General features: G+C 38.8%; 16 protein-coding genes. 1 reads left to right on the forward strand and 15 read right to left on the reverse strand.

What is annotated here, in order from left to right:
* Positions 1-21: 21 nt before the first annotated feature.
* The 7 genes from TP70_RS09445 to TP70_RS09475 all read right to left on the reverse strand — a co-directional run bounded on the left by TP70_RS09445 (position 22) and on the right by TP70_RS09475 (position 8,401).
* A complete protein-coding gene (locus TP70_RS09445; protein ID WP_044361224.1) occupies positions 22-459 on the reverse strand; it encodes a DUF948 domain-containing protein in 438 nt (145 codons plus the stop codon).
* A 75-nt stretch (positions 460-534) separates the two neighbouring features.
* Entirely contained in the window at positions 535-1,848 is a 1,314-nt protein-coding gene (gene murC, locus TP70_RS09450) for a UDP-N-acetylmuramate--L-alanine ligase (protein ID WP_044361225.1), read from the reverse strand.
* 24 nt (positions 1,849-1,872) lie between these two features.
* A complete protein-coding gene (locus TP70_RS09455) occupies positions 1,873-5,277 on the reverse strand; it encodes a DNA translocase FtsK (protein ID WP_044361226.1) in 3,405 nt (1,134 codons plus the stop codon).
* Between the two features lie 17 nt (positions 5,278-5,294).
* Positions 5,295-5,894, reverse strand: coding sequence for a YtpR family tRNA-binding protein (gene ytpR / locus TP70_RS09460; RefSeq protein WP_044361227.1), 600 nt, complete (start codon positions 5,892-5,894; stop codon positions 5,295-5,297).
* 11 nt (positions 5,895-5,905) lie between these two features.
* Positions 5,906-6,766 carry a DUF1444 domain-containing protein gene (locus TP70_RS09465; protein ID WP_044361228.1) on the reverse strand — a complete coding sequence of 287 codons (861 nt, stop codon included), beginning with the start codon at positions 6,764-6,766 and terminating at the stop codon, positions 5,906-5,908.
* 230 nt (positions 6,767-6,996) lie between these two features.
* On the reverse strand, positions 6,997-7,305 hold the full coding sequence (locus TP70_RS09470; protein ID WP_044361229.1) for a thioredoxin family protein: 309 nt from the start codon (positions 7,303-7,305) through the stop codon (positions 6,997-6,999).
* A gap of 25 nt (positions 7,306-7,330) precedes the next feature.
* The gene (locus TP70_RS09475) at positions 7,331-8,401 is read right to left on the reverse strand and encodes a M42 family metallopeptidase (protein WP_044361231.1); all 1,071 of its coding nucleotides are present in this window, start codon (positions 8,399-8,401) and stop codon (positions 7,331-7,333) included.
* 95 nt (positions 8,402-8,496) lie between these two features.
* Between TP70_RS09475 and TP70_RS09480 the strand changes: the two genes are divergently transcribed.
* The gene (locus tag TP70_RS09480; RefSeq protein ID WP_240627029.1) at positions 8,497-8,817 is read left to right on the forward strand and encodes a hypothetical protein; all 321 of its coding nucleotides are present in this window, start codon (positions 8,497-8,499) and stop codon (positions 8,815-8,817) included.
* Between the two features lie 105 nt (positions 8,818-8,922).
* Here TP70_RS09480 and TP70_RS09485 read toward each other — a convergent pair whose 3' ends face one another.
* The 8 genes from TP70_RS09485 to TP70_RS09520 all read right to left on the reverse strand — a co-directional run bounded on the left by TP70_RS09485 (position 8,923) and on the right by TP70_RS09520 (position 16,976).
* Positions 8,923-9,756, reverse strand: a complete 834-nt coding sequence (locus TP70_RS09485) for a YtnP family quorum-quenching lactonase (protein WP_044361235.1) — start codon at positions 9,754-9,756, stop codon at positions 8,923-8,925.
* 111 nt (positions 9,757-9,867) lie between these two features.
* Positions 9,868-10,515, reverse strand: coding sequence for a tRNA (guanosine(46)-N7)-methyltransferase TrmB (trmB, locus tag TP70_RS09490; protein WP_044361236.1), 648 nt, complete (start codon positions 10,513-10,515; stop codon positions 9,868-9,870).
* Positions 10,516-10,527: 12 nt separating this feature from the next.
* Positions 10,528-11,319 carry a phosphotransferase family protein gene (locus TP70_RS09495; protein WP_044361237.1) on the reverse strand — a complete coding sequence of 264 codons (792 nt, stop codon included), beginning with the start codon at positions 11,317-11,319 and terminating at the stop codon, positions 10,528-10,530.
* 369 nt (positions 11,320-11,688) lie between these two features.
* A complete protein-coding gene (gene dat, locus TP70_RS09500) occupies positions 11,689-12,537 on the reverse strand; it encodes a D-amino-acid transaminase (RefSeq protein ID WP_044361238.1) in 849 nt (282 codons plus the stop codon).
* Positions 12,538-12,539: 2 nt separating this feature from the next.
* Positions 12,540-13,949 (reverse strand): dipeptidase PepV, encoded by a 1,410-nt coding sequence (gene pepV / locus TP70_RS09505; RefSeq protein ID WP_044361240.1) that lies wholly within the window; start codon positions 13,947-13,949, stop codon positions 12,540-12,542.
* A 167-nt stretch (positions 13,950-14,116) separates the two neighbouring features.
* The gene (locus TP70_RS09510; protein ID WP_044361242.1) at positions 14,117-14,524 is read right to left on the reverse strand and encodes a hypothetical protein; all 408 of its coding nucleotides are present in this window, start codon (positions 14,522-14,524) and stop codon (positions 14,117-14,119) included.
* 122 nt (positions 14,525-14,646) lie between these two features.
* Complete coding sequence (locus tag TP70_RS09515; RefSeq protein WP_044361244.1) at positions 14,647-15,342, reverse strand: pseudouridine synthase; 696 nt, start codon at positions 15,340-15,342, stop codon at positions 14,647-14,649.
* Positions 15,342-16,976, reverse strand: a complete 1,635-nt coding sequence (locus tag TP70_RS09520) for a putative polysaccharide biosynthesis protein (protein ID WP_044361246.1) — start codon at positions 16,974-16,976, stop codon at positions 15,342-15,344. The genes TP70_RS09515 and TP70_RS09520 overlap by 1 nt, the downstream gene beginning before the upstream one ends.
* Between the last annotated feature and the right edge of the window lie 78 nt (positions 16,977-17,054).

Raw genomic sequence — 17,054 nt, forward strand, 5'->3', positions numbered from 1 at the left:
CTGTTCATTTTTAATGTTGTATTATTTCTTTGCAACGTGGTTACGACGATTTTGTCGGTTTTGCCACTTGTCAGCAATTTCCATTGCGACATTTGACCATTGCACAACTTGAGAAATTTTATCTTCATTTTGTGAAATGTTGTGAGTAATTGAATGTGTTACACGATCAACTGAACCGTTTAACGTTTGAACTGAGTCCCCGATACCTTTAACAGCGTCAACCACTGAATTTAAGCGGTTTGTTTTGTCTTGAATATCTTCAGTTAAACGATTGGCTTTGTGTAATAAGTCTGTAGATTCACGTGTAATACCTTGAATTTGACCTTCTACACCGTCAAGTGTTTTAGCTACATGATCTAAGTTTTTCTTAACAGACACTAATACCGATACAATACCGATACATAAAATCAAAAATGCTACTGCCGCAATAATCCCTGCGATTGGTAAAATCCATTCCATTCAAAAACGCCTCCTAATGACATTTAATTATGCTATATATTTTATATAAATACCCACCCTTGTCAAGGTCAAACATTAAAATGTAGGGTCAATCCCCACTTCTTCCATATATGCTTTTAGTACTTTTTGAATATCGCCTGCACCCATGAAAAGAAGGACAGCATTTTCGTGTTTTTTCAATACTGACACATCCGCTTCAGAGATCAGTTCACCATTTTCAACAAGTGCTAATAAATCATTGATTGTTAATTCGCCATCGTTCTCACGAATAGAACCAAAGATATCACATAAATATGTTTTATCTGCAAGGTTGAGTACTTCAGCAAACTCATTTAAAAATGCTTTCGTTCTTGAAAAAGTATGTGGTTGGAATATCGCCACAACGTCTTTATTTGGATATTTTTTTCTTGCCGTTTCAATTGTAGCACTAATCTCCCTAGGATGGTGCGCATAATCATCGACAAGTACTTGTTCATGTACAAACGTTTCATTAAAACGACGTTTCACGCCACCAAACGTTACTAATGCATCTTTAATATTCTCAACGTCTAGTTTTTCTAAATAAACGATTGTTAAAACAGCCAATGTATTTAATACGGTATGATCACCGAATTGTGGTGACACAAAATGATCGTAAAACTCGCCTTTGATATAGACATCAAAAGCTGTCCCTTGATCTGTAATTTTAATATTTTTAGCGTATACATCCATTGATTCATCAAATCCATAGTAGTACACTGGCACGTCTACTTTAATCGACTTGACATATGGATCGTCTCCCCAAGCGACTAATGCTTTTTTAACATTTTTCGCCATACCTTGGAACGCATTGATCACATCATCTACATCTTTAAAGTAATCCGGATGGTCAAAATCAATATTTGTAATGATTGCATAATCCGGTGCATAGCTTAAGAAATGACGACGATATTCACAAGCCTCAAAAGCAAAATATTCACTTTGCGGTAAGCCCATACCTGTGCCATCACCAATTAAAAATGATGTTTTTTTGTCGCCATTCATGACATGTGATAATAAACCTGTTGTAGATGTTTTACCGTGCGCACCTGTCACAGCAACAGATGTATATTCATTAGCTACTTCACTTAAAAAGTCGTGATAGCGCACTACTTTTAGTCCGAGTTCATGTGCTCGAGCGATTTCTTCATGTGTATCAGCGAAAGCATTCCCCTGTATAACGGTTAACCCCTCTTTAATATTATCAGCCGTGAAGGGTAAAATCGTAATCCCTTTGTTTTTTAATGCGATTTCCGTAAATACGTATTGTTCGATATCAGATCCTTGAACGTCATGGCCTAAATCAAATAAGATTTGAGCTAATGAACTCATACCAGAACCTTTAATACCGACAAAATGGTATTTCGTCATGACACAATCGCTCCTTTCTAATTTTTATAGTTCGTTCAACTCTGTTTCTGTTAAATAAACATCTCTTGGTTTTGAACCATTTGCCCCAGAAATGTATCCTAACTGCTCTAATTGATCGATAATGCGTGCTGCACGGTTATAACCTATTTGGAAATGGCGTTGAATCAATGATGTTGAAATGCTTTGTTCACGCACCATAAATTCACACACTTCATAAAATAGTTCATCTTTGGCAGGTGTTTCAGTTTTCTTTAATAACTCTTGTTCTTGAAATAAATACTCTGGACCACGTTGTGCCTTTATAGAGTCTACAACTCGATCTATTTCATCATCTGACACAAACGTGCCTTGTACACGAATTGGTTTATTCATGCCGCCACCAAGATACAACATATCGCCATAGCCGAGTAGACGCTCTGCGCCACCGCTATCCAATATTGTTCTTGAATCCACACTTGATGATACCATAAATGCAATTCGTGTTGGAATATTTGCTTTGATTAATCCTGTAATGACATTGACTGATGGACGTTGTGTTGCCACTAACATATGGATACCACATGCACGTGCTTTTTGCGCAAGTCGTGCAATAGATTGTTCCACTTCTTGTGGTGCCATCATCATCAAGTCAGCTAACTCATCAATCACAATCACAATTTTAGGAATGCGTTGATCGTAACTTACTTTTTTATTAAAAGCTGTAATGTTACGCACATGTGCTTGCGCGAACAATTTATAACGACGTTCCATCTCATCAACAGCCCACTTCAAACTTTGTGTCGCTGCTTTTACATCTGTAATAACAGGTGCCACGAGATGTGGTAAGTCATTATATGGTGCCAACTCAACCATTTTAGGGTCAATGAGCAACAGTTTTAATTCTTCCGGATGATTACGGTATAGTAGCGAAATTAAAATACTATTAATAGACACCGATTTACCTGAGCCAGTCGCCCCCGCAATTAAAGCATGTGGTGTTTTCGCTATATCCATTAATAGCGGCTCGTTGTTAATGCGGTTCCCCATCGCTACTGTCAGCTTAGACGACGCATTTTTAAAGCTTTCCGACTCAATAATGGCACGTAAGTTAACCTTCATCGGATTTTGATTCGGCACTTCAATTCCTACAAGACTCGTTCCTGGAATCGGTGCTTCGATACGAATATCTTTTGCGGCGAGTGCCATTTTAATATCGTCTTGTAATGCTGTAATGCGTGATACTTTCACACCTTTTTCTACAGAAAGCTCAAAGCGTGTCACACTTGGGCCTTCAATCACATTCACGACTTCTGCCGGTACATTGAAATAATAGAACGCATCATTCAACTCTTGTTTCTTTTCAGCAATCCAAGACTCATCACGCTCATGTACTTCTGGTGCGTCAAGTAACTCAACGCTAGGTAAGCTTAAACTTGGACCACGTCGAATTTTCTTTTCTGCAACAGGTGTCGCTTGTTGTGTTTTTTGTTGTACATTCACATGAGTCGTATCCACTAATTCAGGACTTGTCACACGTTCAGCACTTTGTTGTGATGGTTGTGACTGGCCTTTCTCTGTTGTAGCACTCTCTTGTGGCCTATATCGATTCTCCATTTGCTGTTGTTGACGTTCCATATGGCGTTTCTTATCAGATGGCGTCATCACAACATTAAATGGTCTGCTACCACGTCGAATCGGCTTAGCACTTGGTACTTTTGCCGCCGCTTCATCACGTGCCGTTCCGCCTTCGTTCACTTTGCCCTCCGGCATCGCCTTCACGTCAGACGTTGGCGCAACAGCCTCGACATCGTCTTTGTCGTCAGCCACTTCGTCACGTTCCACTTGTGGCGTGTGTTGTGACTCATGCATTGTCACTTCAGCACTTTCGTCATGCTGTGCATGTGCTTCAGTCTCATCATCGTTCGCACGTGCTGCTTGAACCGTCTCTTCGTCCGCAACTGATGTTGATGATTCATGTTGCGCAATCGTTGGCTTCAAGACCGGTGCAACAACAGGGCGTTTTACATCTGTTTCCTGTTGTTCACGTTCTGTATTTTCAACGTCTTGCACATGCGTTTCTAATACAGTTGTATCATCCGATGTGTCAGTCACAACATCTGCTTCACGTCTTGCCAATGTCTCTTCTTCTGCACCTACGCTGTCAGACGTTGTGACATCCGTCGCAGTATCATGCGTATCTTCATCATTAGCAGTTTGGGTTATGTCATCGTTCGCATTATATTGTGCATGCTGCTCAACAACTGGCGATTCAGTATGTGCCACTTCATCTGATGTATCATAATCATATGCATTCGCTTCATTTGACACATCTTGATTCAGTGTATCTATTTCATCCGCTTTTTCTTGATCAGTTGTTGTCGCTTCGGCTGACGTATCTTCAACCGGCTCATGTGCATCAACATCTTCAAATTGTGATAAATTCACTTCTTCATATTGATACTGATCTTCATGCGATGTTGCATCATCGTCTTGTACCGATGTATCCATTACCTCTGGCATATCTACAGTTCCAAGAATATCTTTTTCCTCGTTCGCATCTGCATCATAAGCTGAACCTAACAATTGTTTCGCTTGTTGCGCATGCATCGCATCAATTGCTTGTTGAATGGTACCGCCATCTTCTTTTTGTTGCGCCGCTTTCTTCTGTTCTAAAGAAGCTTTGAAGCGTTTCTTTTGTAGTACTTTCTTTTCACGCTCACGACGAATCTCTTCCACAATTTGAGACGCATAAATGTTCTCAATATTAATCGTGTTGTCACGTTTAGAATAATTCGGTGTTGCTTGTTTTTGATACGTTGGGCGTTTGACAGGTGCTTTACGTGACGGTTGAGACGTATTACGTGTCGTATTCGTCTTATCCGACTGTGTGTACACCGGTTGCTTTAAGCCACTATTTTTAATCTCACGACGTGCCTTGGTACCAAAAATTGCTGATGGTACTTCTGATGCTTTAAAGTCAGGGCGATGATACGTTGGACGAACTTCTTGTTGACGCTTGTCCTCTCGTTCGCCATTTGCACGATATTGTGTGGTTGGACGACGATAATGCGTCGATAGCGCATTACTACGTGTGACTTGAATATTGGATGACGATTGTGTCTCAATACCTTTTACACGCACACCGTTACGATGCCTTCTTTGTTTTCTATCCAACGTAAATGCAGGACGTTTATCAGTTTCAACATGTGTATGCGTCGTTTCGTAATTCACTGATGATGTTGCATGCGATTCGACCTTTTGTTGATGTGCATCATGCATATCTATTGGAAAACGAAACTTCCCTCTCGGTCGTTGATAGATATCATTCGATTGTGGGATCAGTGCGTCATCAGCGTCTGCTTTAGATGATTGATGTGAACGTTTTTGAGAAGAACGGCGTGTCGATGTCGACTTGTCATCCTCGCCAAATAATTTATCAAACCAGCTCATTTGTTCACACCCTTTCCTTATTCTTCAAAAAATGGTTGTCCTACTTGATACGAACCTTCTAAAACCATAATACCTTTTTCTTGTGGCGCATTCGGTAAGTCAAGTTCTTTCATGGAACATACCATACCGCTTGATGGCACACCGCGTAGTTCTGCGTCTTTAATGATCATACCGCTTGGCATCACGGCACCCACTTTAGCTACCACAACTTTTTGTCCTTGTTCAATGTTCGGTGCACCACAAACAATTTGTAACACTTCGTTACCAACATCAATTTGGCAAACGCTCAGCTTGTCTGCATTCGGATGTTTTTCTTTTTGTTGTACGTAACCGACTACAAACTTCGGCGATAAATCTACGTCTAATTCTGTTTCAACACCTGATGCTTGAAGTGCTGATTGAATGTCTGATAACAATGCATCCGTCATTTTAATATGTCCAACACCTTCAATATTCAAAGACTTCGATGCATGGAAAATATTAAAGCCGACAATTTTATTATCTTTTTTAATCGTTACGACATCGCCTTTCGCTTCATAGTCAAAAGGTCCTTCCGCCACTTCTAATTGTACAAATGCTACATCGCCAACACCTGTTGGATTATAAAATAAATTCATGTTCTTCTCTCCTACTCTTCAGACTTCATATCTTTTGTCGCACGTAAATGCTGAACCACATTCGGTTCTTGTGCTGATTTTTGCTTATTATTTTTACCGAGTATAAAGATTGGCTCAAATTTGCCATCTTGATAACTCAATGATAATGAGGTGATAGGGACTAAACCGTTCGTAAAGAATGACATGGTCATATGTGCCATCACATCATAGCCTGTATGATTGCGAATATCTGCAATAATCAAAACATCTTGATGTGGCACTGCGACTAACATCTCTCCTTGACATTTCGCCTCAAAATCTTGTAGTAATTGCTTATTTAATATACGACTTGCATCGTAGCCATCATTTGTATTAAAGAAATAAAAGATATTCCCTTTGACCTCGTCTGTCTTATACTGAATGTCTAACTTTCGAACATTGAAAGTCGCCATCTCTCTAACTTGTTGCGCTGTCAACTTGAGGTCTTGAAGTACTTTATCATCAATCAATCGATACGACTTTCCAAGATCTAACGCATAATAAATGCGTGTCTCAGCTGTATGGGTATCTGTTAAAAATTGATTACCCTCCGGCGTTTTTTCGTGAAAACTCGTTGCACGAATAACAGGTAAAATTTTAATATCTTCGAGTGTTTTTGTCGATTCATCTTGCATTTGCGCAATCGTTTCCTCAACATAATAGACAATTTCATCAACGATTTGTTGCTGTCCTTTGTTATATTTGGCAACGATTGGTGATAGCTTGACTGTCACACCCTTTTGATTGTCAGTTCGATAAATTCTTAGTGATTCTTTATCACGATTGAATTGAAATGCAACATCTAACGAATTCAAACGTGATTTCAATAAATCTCTCATTTTAAAGACATTCATTTTTTCACTCCTAATTTCATGCCTTATATTAGTTTACAATAAATAAACCCTTAGGACTAGAAAAAACGTACGTCCTAAGGGCTGAAATCTTGCATTATTATTGTCGAAGTGACTAGAAGTGAAAAAAGTATTTTAAAAAACGCAATTGCACTTCAAACAACTTCCATTATAAGCATATTTTATGCGGCTAGCCACTGGATTTGCTTAAATCTGTTAAACAGCTAGTTTTATTAAAATTGACTTAAAAACGCATCGATTTGTTCAATTGTTTTACGTTCTTTTCCGATGTAGTCCCCGACACGTTTGCCATTTTTATAAACTAAGAAACTTGGAATACCCATGACACCTTCTTCAATCGCTAAATCGATAAATTGATCACGATCAATAGAAACAAAATCAAATTGTGTAAACTTTGCTTCAATATCAGGAAGCCCCGGTTCGATGACACGACAGTCTGGACACCATCCTGCTGTAAATAAAAAGACCGTTTCTTTTTCTTTATATGCGTTGTATTGTTCAATACTTTCAAGTTGTTTCATTTTTTAAGACTCCTTCTTTTTTTAATTAAATTTCATATTGTAACTTTGAAATGACCTGTTCATCCAATGCTTGCACAGACGCTGTCAGCCATGTTTTAGCGGCTTGATAGTCACGTATATCAAACACTGCATCACTGCTATGAATATAGCGTGCACAAACGCCAATAACCGCTGTAGGTACACCGATGCCCGATTGATGAATCGCACCACCATCTGTACCACCTGGAGAAATATAGTGTTGATATTTAATATTGTGTGTCTCAGCAACGTCTATAAGAAAATGCTTGAATGCTGGTTTTAACAACATTGTGCCATCTTTAATACGCAATAACGCGCCGTCGCCAAGAACGCCTGACAATCCTTGACGCCCTTTCATATCATTTGCAGGTGAACAATCTACGACGAAAGCAATATCCGGCTCAATTAAATTTGCGGCAGCACGTGCGCCACGTAAACCGACTTCTTCTTGAACATTCGCACCTACGTATAAATCAAAATCTAAAGCAACATCTTTAAGCTGTTCTAATAATTCAATAGCAATAACACAACCGTAGCGATTATCCCATGCTTTTGCAGCGAAGCGATGTTCTGATAACTGTATCAATTCGGTATGCGGAACAATCGGATCTCCTATTGAAATACCACGTGCTTTTACTTCTTCTGGTGATGTTGCCCCGATATCTAATAACAAATCTTCAATCTTAGGGGCACCTTCTTGACCTGTTCTAAAATGTTTTGGAATATTCGCAACAACGCCCACAACTTCTTCATCGTGCTGTGTCAAAACTTTCAAACGTTGCCCTTGCCATATATCATTAGCAACACCGCCCAATGCTGTAAATTTGATAAACCCTTGCGCAGTGATTTCAGTAATCATAAAGCCAATTTCATCCATATGCGCCGCAACCATGACCCGTGGTGCATTCGGATTCGCACTCTTTTTAACACCGTAAAAACCGCCCATACGATCATCAACAAAACCGTCAACATACGGTGTCATCGCTTGTTTCATATAATCACGAACGCGATGCTCAAAGTTAGGGGCGCCATGCATTTCAGTCAGTTTTTTAATATGCGCCATTGTACTTTCTGTCATAGACACACACTCCTCATATTTCTGTTATATTCTTACTTTAGTATAACATCTCAGCTGTGGTACACTAGAAATATGTTTTCATGGGGGCGAGTAAATTGAAAAATACAAATAAAAAATGGCCACTGTTGATTCCTATTACCATTGGCATCATTATGACAGGCAGTTATTTTTACACATTAAATAAAAACAAACAAAGCTATTATCCAGCAGAAAAAGTCATCACATCTGTTAAAGATTATTTCCAAAATGTCACAGGGTCTTATATCGTTTATGAACCAACAACTTACCGTAAATTTGGCATTGAATATGAAGTTTATAAAGGTGGCGTTAGTGCAGTCCGCAGTGGCAAAACCTATCACTACACATTTATTGCCGATGCCTATAACGGGCAAGTTATAGACATTGTTGAAGTTTAACTTGAAATACAGAAGGACACACAAGGTTGGGACAAAAGCGTTTATCGGTTTCCCGGAACGCAATTTACTTAAGTCCCTACTCCAGTGTGTCCTTTTTAATATCATTTACTTGAAGTTTGGTCGATCAATCGTTTCTTTAATCGTTTTACCATCTGTCTCATATTTTACCGCAAGATAATTGACATCGTGGTAAAACAAAAACCAATAATCCTCTAAAATATATCGCTTCGTTAAGCGCTCTTTTGCGCGAATTGACTGCATTGGATAGTCGTCATACGCTGATACCCATAGCGGATTAACGTGCGCTGCAGTTGGGAAAATATCCGCCATATGTACCGCTTTTTCGCCATCACTTTCAATTTCTATGACCGCATGACCAAAACTATGACCACCCGTATGTGTCATCGTAATACCAGGATACGGTGTGCACGTTTGTTCAAATAAAACTGTTCGTGCCTCATAGTCTCCCCTATTCGCCGGCCAATACGTCGCCTTACTGCGAATATTCGGGCTGACAAACTCGTGCCACTCATCTTGTTGAATGTAGTGACGTGCATTCGGATAAGTTGCGTGACCCTCATTGTCAACTAATCCCGTCGCATGATCAAAGTGCATATGTGTCATCAACACAATATCAATGTCAGCTGGTGTTAAGCCAAACTGTGCTAAACTTTTTTCAATTTGTGCTTCTTGACCGACGCCATAATTGCGTTTTTGCTTATCAGTGAGCCGGTCATTACCAATACCCGCATCAACCACGATATGACAATCGCCCGTTCTAATTAAAATTGGATGCGTTGTAAGTGGTACTTGGTTGTTGTCATTATAAGGATACTTTTTCGCCCATAGTGGTTTTGGAACAACACCAAAAATTGCGCCACCATCCATTTGTACATCTCCACCGTTGAGTACATCGATTTGGAATTTACCTAATTTCATTACGCATTCCCCCTATCATTACTTTTATTTTAGCGATAACCTTGCCCGAACTTCAAATAAAATGCAAAAAAGCACCAATCTAGTGACTGGTACTTTTTATAAGTTCTGATTTCACACACTTGGCTTATGGAATTTCGCTTCCATGCGATAAATGCGTGACCCTTTTTCAGCAAACTTATGCTCATATTCTGTTTCGATATTATCCTCTGCATCTTCTTCATGCAAGTTCAAATTAATTTTCGTAAAATACATGCCATATTGTGACATGCTTTCTAAACTATATGCGAACAACCCGCGATTGTCCGTTTTGAAGTGCAGGTCGCCATCGTCATGCAAAATTTGTTGATATATTGCTAAAAATGTATGATAGGTCAATCTTCTTTTCGCATGGCGTGTTTTCGGCCATGGATCTGAAAAGTTCAAATAAATACGTGCAACTTCGTTAGTCGCAAAATAATCTGTTAATACGACCGCATCATTACATAAAAGTTTAATATTTGTTAAACCTTTATCTCTTACTTTATCCAAAACACGAATCATCACATTTTTATCACGTTCAATGGCAATATAATTAATATGTGGATTTTGTGAAGCGAGTGTTGTAATGAACTGCCCCATACCCGAACCGACTTCGATATGAATCGGATGCTCATTATCGAACCATTGTGACACGGCTTGTGCATGATCACAATCGATATCGACAATCTCTGGGTGCTCACGCAAATAATCTTCTGCCCATGGCTTATGTCGCATTCTCATGATTATAACTCCTTATATAAATAAATTACTTTTCATGACGTCATTTAAAAATTCAAGCCATGTATTCATCTCTTTAAAACGCTTGTGCTCTTCACTCCATTGCACCATACCAATCGACTGAATCACTGTATACCACTTCATGCGTTTCTTAAGATCCATCGTCTCTTTAACACCATATGTGTCTAGCCAGTCAGACCATTGGCGTTCAGGAACATAGTTGTAAAGCAACATACCAATATCAATTGCCCAATCAGCAATCATCGCACCTTCCCAATCGACAAGGAATAATTCATCTTTGTCTGATAGCAACCAGTTGTTATGATTAACATCGCCATGAACGACTGTATAAAATCTTGCATCCAACTCAGGCATATGCTCTTCTAAATACGTTAATGCTTTTCTGACAATATGATGTGTAAGGACATCTCGTGATAATGACGCATTAATTTTATTCAGCATAATCTCTGGTGTGATTGGTGCCATTTCCATACGTTTTAACATCGTCAGTAACGGTTGTGATTGATGGATTTTCTTTAACAATTGCGCGACACGTGCTTGACCCATTTCGTCCGCTTCAAGCTCTCTACCGTTTTTCCAGTGTTGTGCCGTCACAACTTCACCGGTTTCGATACGTTTCGTCCAAACGAGCTTTGGTACAATCCCTTCTGCTGATAATGCAGCAATAAAGGGATTAGAATTTCGTTTTAAAAATAACTTCTGTCCATCTTGTTCAGCCATGTATGCTTCACCTGATACACCACCTGCTGAATCTAATGTCCAACCTAACTGATAGAACTGCTCCACAACATGTTCACCTCACTTTCAAAGAGAAAATGGAGTGAGACGATGCACTCATAAATTGTATGAGCATTTCACGTCCCACCCCGGCAAATAGCATGCATATCAAATAAGCATCACACACGCTTTCGACACAACACATTACCGCCATAGCTTATTCAAGGCCGAGATATATGTCCCAGCCCTTGATGAATTGCCATTTATTTCCTAATTTTTTATCCACGTACTATTTTTAGACTCATTTATAAGTTTATAGTTATTACGCTTTTTTTTCAACCAAAAATCAAACACAAAATGTGTCTTTTTACTTGTGTGTGTCATGTACATGTCACGAAACAGTCAATTCTTCTTGTTAAAATATTTTTGTTCGTTTAACTAATGAGAATGTGATGCGATATAACGGTCAAAACCTGCTTGTAATTTACGCGTAACAGGTCCTACTTTACCATCGTTTACAACTTCTCCATCAATCTTCACAACTGGCATCACTTCAGCTGATGTACTTGAAATAATCACTTCATCAGCAGATTTTAAGAAATCCAATGTAAAGGCTTCTTCATTAAACGTAATATTTTCATCTTCACAAATCCATTGAATCACACGACGCGTAATCCCATTCAAAATAAGATTGTTCGCAGGATGCGTATGCACCACACCGTCTTTAATCGCAAAAACGTTACTTGATGCCCCTTCTGTTACGATACCGTCACGATGTTGCACTGCTTCTTCAGCATTGTATTTTGTCGCATATTCTTTCGCTAACACATTGCCGAGTAAATTAAGGCTCTTAATATCACAACGCAACCAACGTACGTCCTCCGTTGTCACAATTGAAACACCATTTTCTAATTCGTCATATGGTCGTTCATATGATTTTGTAAATGCTGTTAATACAGGTGGAACGGGTGGTGTTGGAAAAGCATGATTTCTTGGTGCAGCACCTCGTGTAATTTGCATGTACACACCACCATCTGTGACACCATTCGCTTCAGCTAACTTGCGCACTAACGCTGATAATGATTCAACCGTATAATCAATATCTAAACCAATTTCTTGTGCGCTTCTTAATAGACGCTCAAAATGCTCTTTCGCAGTGAATAACTTATTATCATACAAGCGAACATATTCATAAATACCGTCACCAAAGTTGTAGCCCCTATCATTGTAGGATACCTTTGCATCTTGCTCATCTACTAAAACATCATTTACTAAAATTTTTGTCATACTCATTCCTCCACACAAATAGAATAAATTGCTTCTAAGTAAATACTTGTCGCATTAAACAATTGCTTCTTCGTGATGTATTCATTCTTTTGATGCATTAAATCTTCAGAGTCGTCAAACATCGCTCCAAATGCAACCCCTTTATCAAGATTACGCGCGTATGTACCGCCGCCAATCGTATAAGAAGGTGACATATCCCCTGTTTGATTGCGATACGCTGTTAACAGTTTTTGAATAAATGGGGCACTCGGATCTACAAAATGGGGTTTTTGTACTTTACCTATTTTAAGTTCAAAGCCAAGTGCTTGAATATCATCTTCAAATTGTTGAATCGCTTGATCAAAATCAAAACCTTCTGGATAGCGTAAATTAATGCCAAACGTCCCACCATGCGCTTTGTCATATTTTAAAATGCCGATATTCGTCGTTAAATCACCCATTTGGTCGGTATGATATTGCATGCCCATTTTTTCACCAAAATGTGACGCATACAAGTAACGTTCACTAAACGCTGTCCAGTTGCGTGCTGTTTGATCCAAATTGAGTGTATTTAAGAAGTGTAATAAAAATAGTCCGGCATTCACGCCAATTGATGGGTCCATGCCATGCACAGCTTTACCGTATACCGTTAGCTTTAAAATGCCATTTTCAACTTCATGATTACCGGCAAGTTGGTGTTCCGACAAGAAAGCTTCAAAATGTTGAATCGTATTCGTCATATTTTCTTTCACTAATAAGTCTGCTTGTGCTACGTCAGGCACCATGTTATAACGCTCACCTGATGTGAACTGATGTAACTCGATTTCTGGCTCGTCATCATCGTGCGCTAAAGCCGTTTGCTGAATATCAAAAGTTGTAATACCTTTTTCACCATGAATTAATGGAAATTCGGCATCAGGCGCAATACCAATCGTTGGCATTTCTTCAGTTTCAAAGTAACGATCTGTACATTTCCAATCAGACTCTTCATCAGTACCGATAATAATGTGAATGCGTTTCTTCCAATCGACTTTCATATCGTTTAAAATCTTCACCGCATAATAAGCTGCGATTGTCGGCCCTTTGTCATCCAACGTTCCTCTCGCAATAACACGATCGTCTGTCACAACAGGTGTGAATGGATCTGTATCCCAATCATCGCCTGCAGGTACCACATCGACATGCCCTAAAATACCAAATAAGTCTTCACCTTTGCCGACTTCAATTCGTCCAGCTAAGTGATCTGTATCAAACGTCTTAAAACCATCACGTTTCGCTAATTGATACATATATTCCAGTGCCGCTTTCGGACCAGGACCAACGGGTGCATCCGCCGTCGCTTCCGCATCATTACGAACAGACGGAATCGCTAATAATCCGTTCAAGTCTTCAATGATTTGATCTTCATATTCTTTTACTTTCTCTCTCCACATGCGTCTCAGCTTCTTTCTAAAATAGTTGTACTTTTCATTTTACATGATTTTCTTGTTCAGCAACAGCAAAAACAGATATAGTTTTTAATTTTCTGATAAATAGCGTTGTAACATTTTTCCTTTACAAATGAAAAAAGGCCAGGAATATTATCCCAACCTTTTAACTACTACGCTTCATTTTTGTTTTTCAAAACTTCTTTTGTGGACTCATTAAGATTTTGTGACGGATCGCCGCCACCTTCTCCAACGAAGTCATCTTCTTTGCGTTCTGACTTCACAGCTTCTTCTTGTAATAATTGTTCTTTCTTATCATTCAAGAAAGCTTTCGGATCTTGCTTAATTGTTTCCACATATGCTTTTGGGTCTTCTTTTACTTTGCTAATTTCGTCTGTTGCGATCATACTCAACTGTGACGCTTTCTCTTGTGCTAACTGTTTGTAGCCTTCAGGATCTTGTTTATAATTTTGATACGTTTCTTTCACTTTATCACGTCGTGCTTTATTTGAAAGAACAACTGCTGCCAGTGCGCCACCGAGACCGATCATTGTTTTTAAGACTTGATTAGATTTTGCCATAGTCATCACCTCTGTATGTTTTAATACTCTTTCCCTACCGAATCATACGTTAAACATTTTTAGTTTATTTACCTAAAAAAAGCGAGAGACTCAACTGTTAAGCCTCTCACTATTATTTACATTTATTCTGGAAATAATGCAATTTCTGCTTCAGTTAACTTTCGATACGCCCCTTTTTCGAGCTGCGCATCAAGTTGTAAAACGCCAATTGCCTCTCTTTTTAAATACACTACTTCATTATCTACTGCATGAAACATTCGCTTCACTTGATGATATTTTCCTTCATGAATCGTCACACGTGCAGTGTGACTGGGCTCTAAAATTTCAAGTGTTGCTGGTTTTAATAAGCCTTCTTTCAGTTCAATACCTGCTTTAAACTGCGCGACTGCATTTGGCGCAACCGGCTTAGCAAGTTCAACATAATACTGTTTCGGCACATGTTTGTTTGGACTCATCAAACGATGATTAAACGTCCCATCATTCGTAATCAACAATAAACCTTCCGTATCCTTATCAAGACGGCCAACTGGAAATAAATTTAAATGTGCATATTCTGGAATTAAATCGATAACCGTCTTTTGTGATGGATCTTCAGTTGCCGATATAACACCAGCAGGCTTATGCAACATCAAATAGACATAAGGTTCGAACATCACTTGTTGACCGTCAACACGCACATCATCAGCCTCAGGATTTATTTGCTGTTTCGGACTTTTTATTGTTTGTCCATTGACTGTCACTTGTCCTTTTTTCAACATTGCTTTGACCTCATTACGCGTCCCAACACCCATGTTCGCTAGAAACTTATCCAAACGCATTAGATAACCCCTAACTTTCTGCGGATCTTATTTGGAATTTCTCCTAAAAACTTATCGGCCATACGTGTTTTCATCGTAATCGTACCATAAACGATAACGCCTATAAGCGCACATACAACGGTAATAATCAACGCACCTACTTGGCTTGCTGGAGAAATAAAGAATTGTAAACCGTAGTAAACCAATTCTACAATGATCATCATGACAAATCCGTACATCAATATTTTTCCAACGTCTAACACCGTATCCGCTAATTTAAAGCCCGCGTATTTTCGAATAATCATCAGACTTGCGACAATCGCAAATGTCAGTGCAATCGCTGTACTTAAAATGGCACCAGCCGTATGGAACATCACGATTAATGGATGATTCAATACTAGCTTGATTAAGACAGAACCTAAAATAATAAACACGGTTAACTTTTGTTTATTAATCCCTTGTAACATCGATGCAATAACACTTAATAACGAAATTAAGATGGCAACAGGCGCATAGATAAAGAGTAAACGACTTCCTTCAATACTGTATTCATAGAACACCGTATAAAGTGGCACAGCAAGCGCCATAATACCGAAACTTGCTGGAATTGTAATATACGTAAGAATGCCTAGCGCTGTTTGAATTTGTCTGTGCATTTCTTTATAGTTACCTTCTTCATACGTTTTCGTAATAAATGGTACTAAACTTACCGCAAAGCCAGCTGCTAATGAAGTCGGAATCATTACAATTTTATTCGTTGTCATATTTAAAATTGTGAAGAACATGTCTTGCATACTATGCGAAATGCCGGCAACGTTTAACGCATTGTTATGTGTTAGTTGGTCAACAATCATAAATAATGGATAATTTAAACTTACGATAACAAATGGAATACTATAAGAAATAATTTCTTTGTACATTTGTGTGTATGATACATCGATCCCAGTCATATCAGATGCAACCATTTCATGAATCCCTTTACGACGTTTAATCCAATACCACCATAAAGTTAAAATACCCGTAATGGCACCAATCGCTGCACCAAATGTCGCAATACCGTTCGCGAATAACACCGAACCGTCAAACACGTTTAATACAAGATAGCTTCCTAATAAAATAAACACGATACGTGCGATTTGTTCAGTGACTTCCGATACAGCTGTAGGCCCCATAGACTTATAGCCTTGGAAAACACCACGCCATGTCGCAAGTACCGGAATAAAAATTACAACGAAGCTGATTGTACGAATAATGCTCGTAATTTGATCCACTGTCCAACCTGCATTTTGATTCGTATTGTTCGCAATGGTAATATTAGCGATCATAGGCGACAAAGCATACAGGGCGATAAAACCAAGCACACCTGTAATACTCATTACAATAAAACTTGATTTATACAACTTCTGACTGACACGATACGCACCTAACGCATTGTATTTCGCCACATATTTTGAAGCTGCAAGTGGCACACCTGCTGTTGCGACGGCAATCGCAATATTATAGGGGCCGTATGCATAGTTAAATGGTGCCAAATTATCTGCACCACCAATAATACGGTAAAACGGAATGATATATAAAATACCTAATATTTTAGTGATTAAAATACTAATCGTTAATAAAAACGTCCCCCGTACTAACTCCTTATTTTCACTCATAGAATCATCAACCTACTTTTGATTTTTTGAACACTCATTATAGCATAACAACATCATTATACACATAAACCGATTATG

Source organism: Staphylococcus microti, from assembly GCF_000934465.1.
GTDB lineage: Bacteria > Bacillota > Bacilli > Staphylococcales > Staphylococcaceae > Staphylococcus > Staphylococcus microti.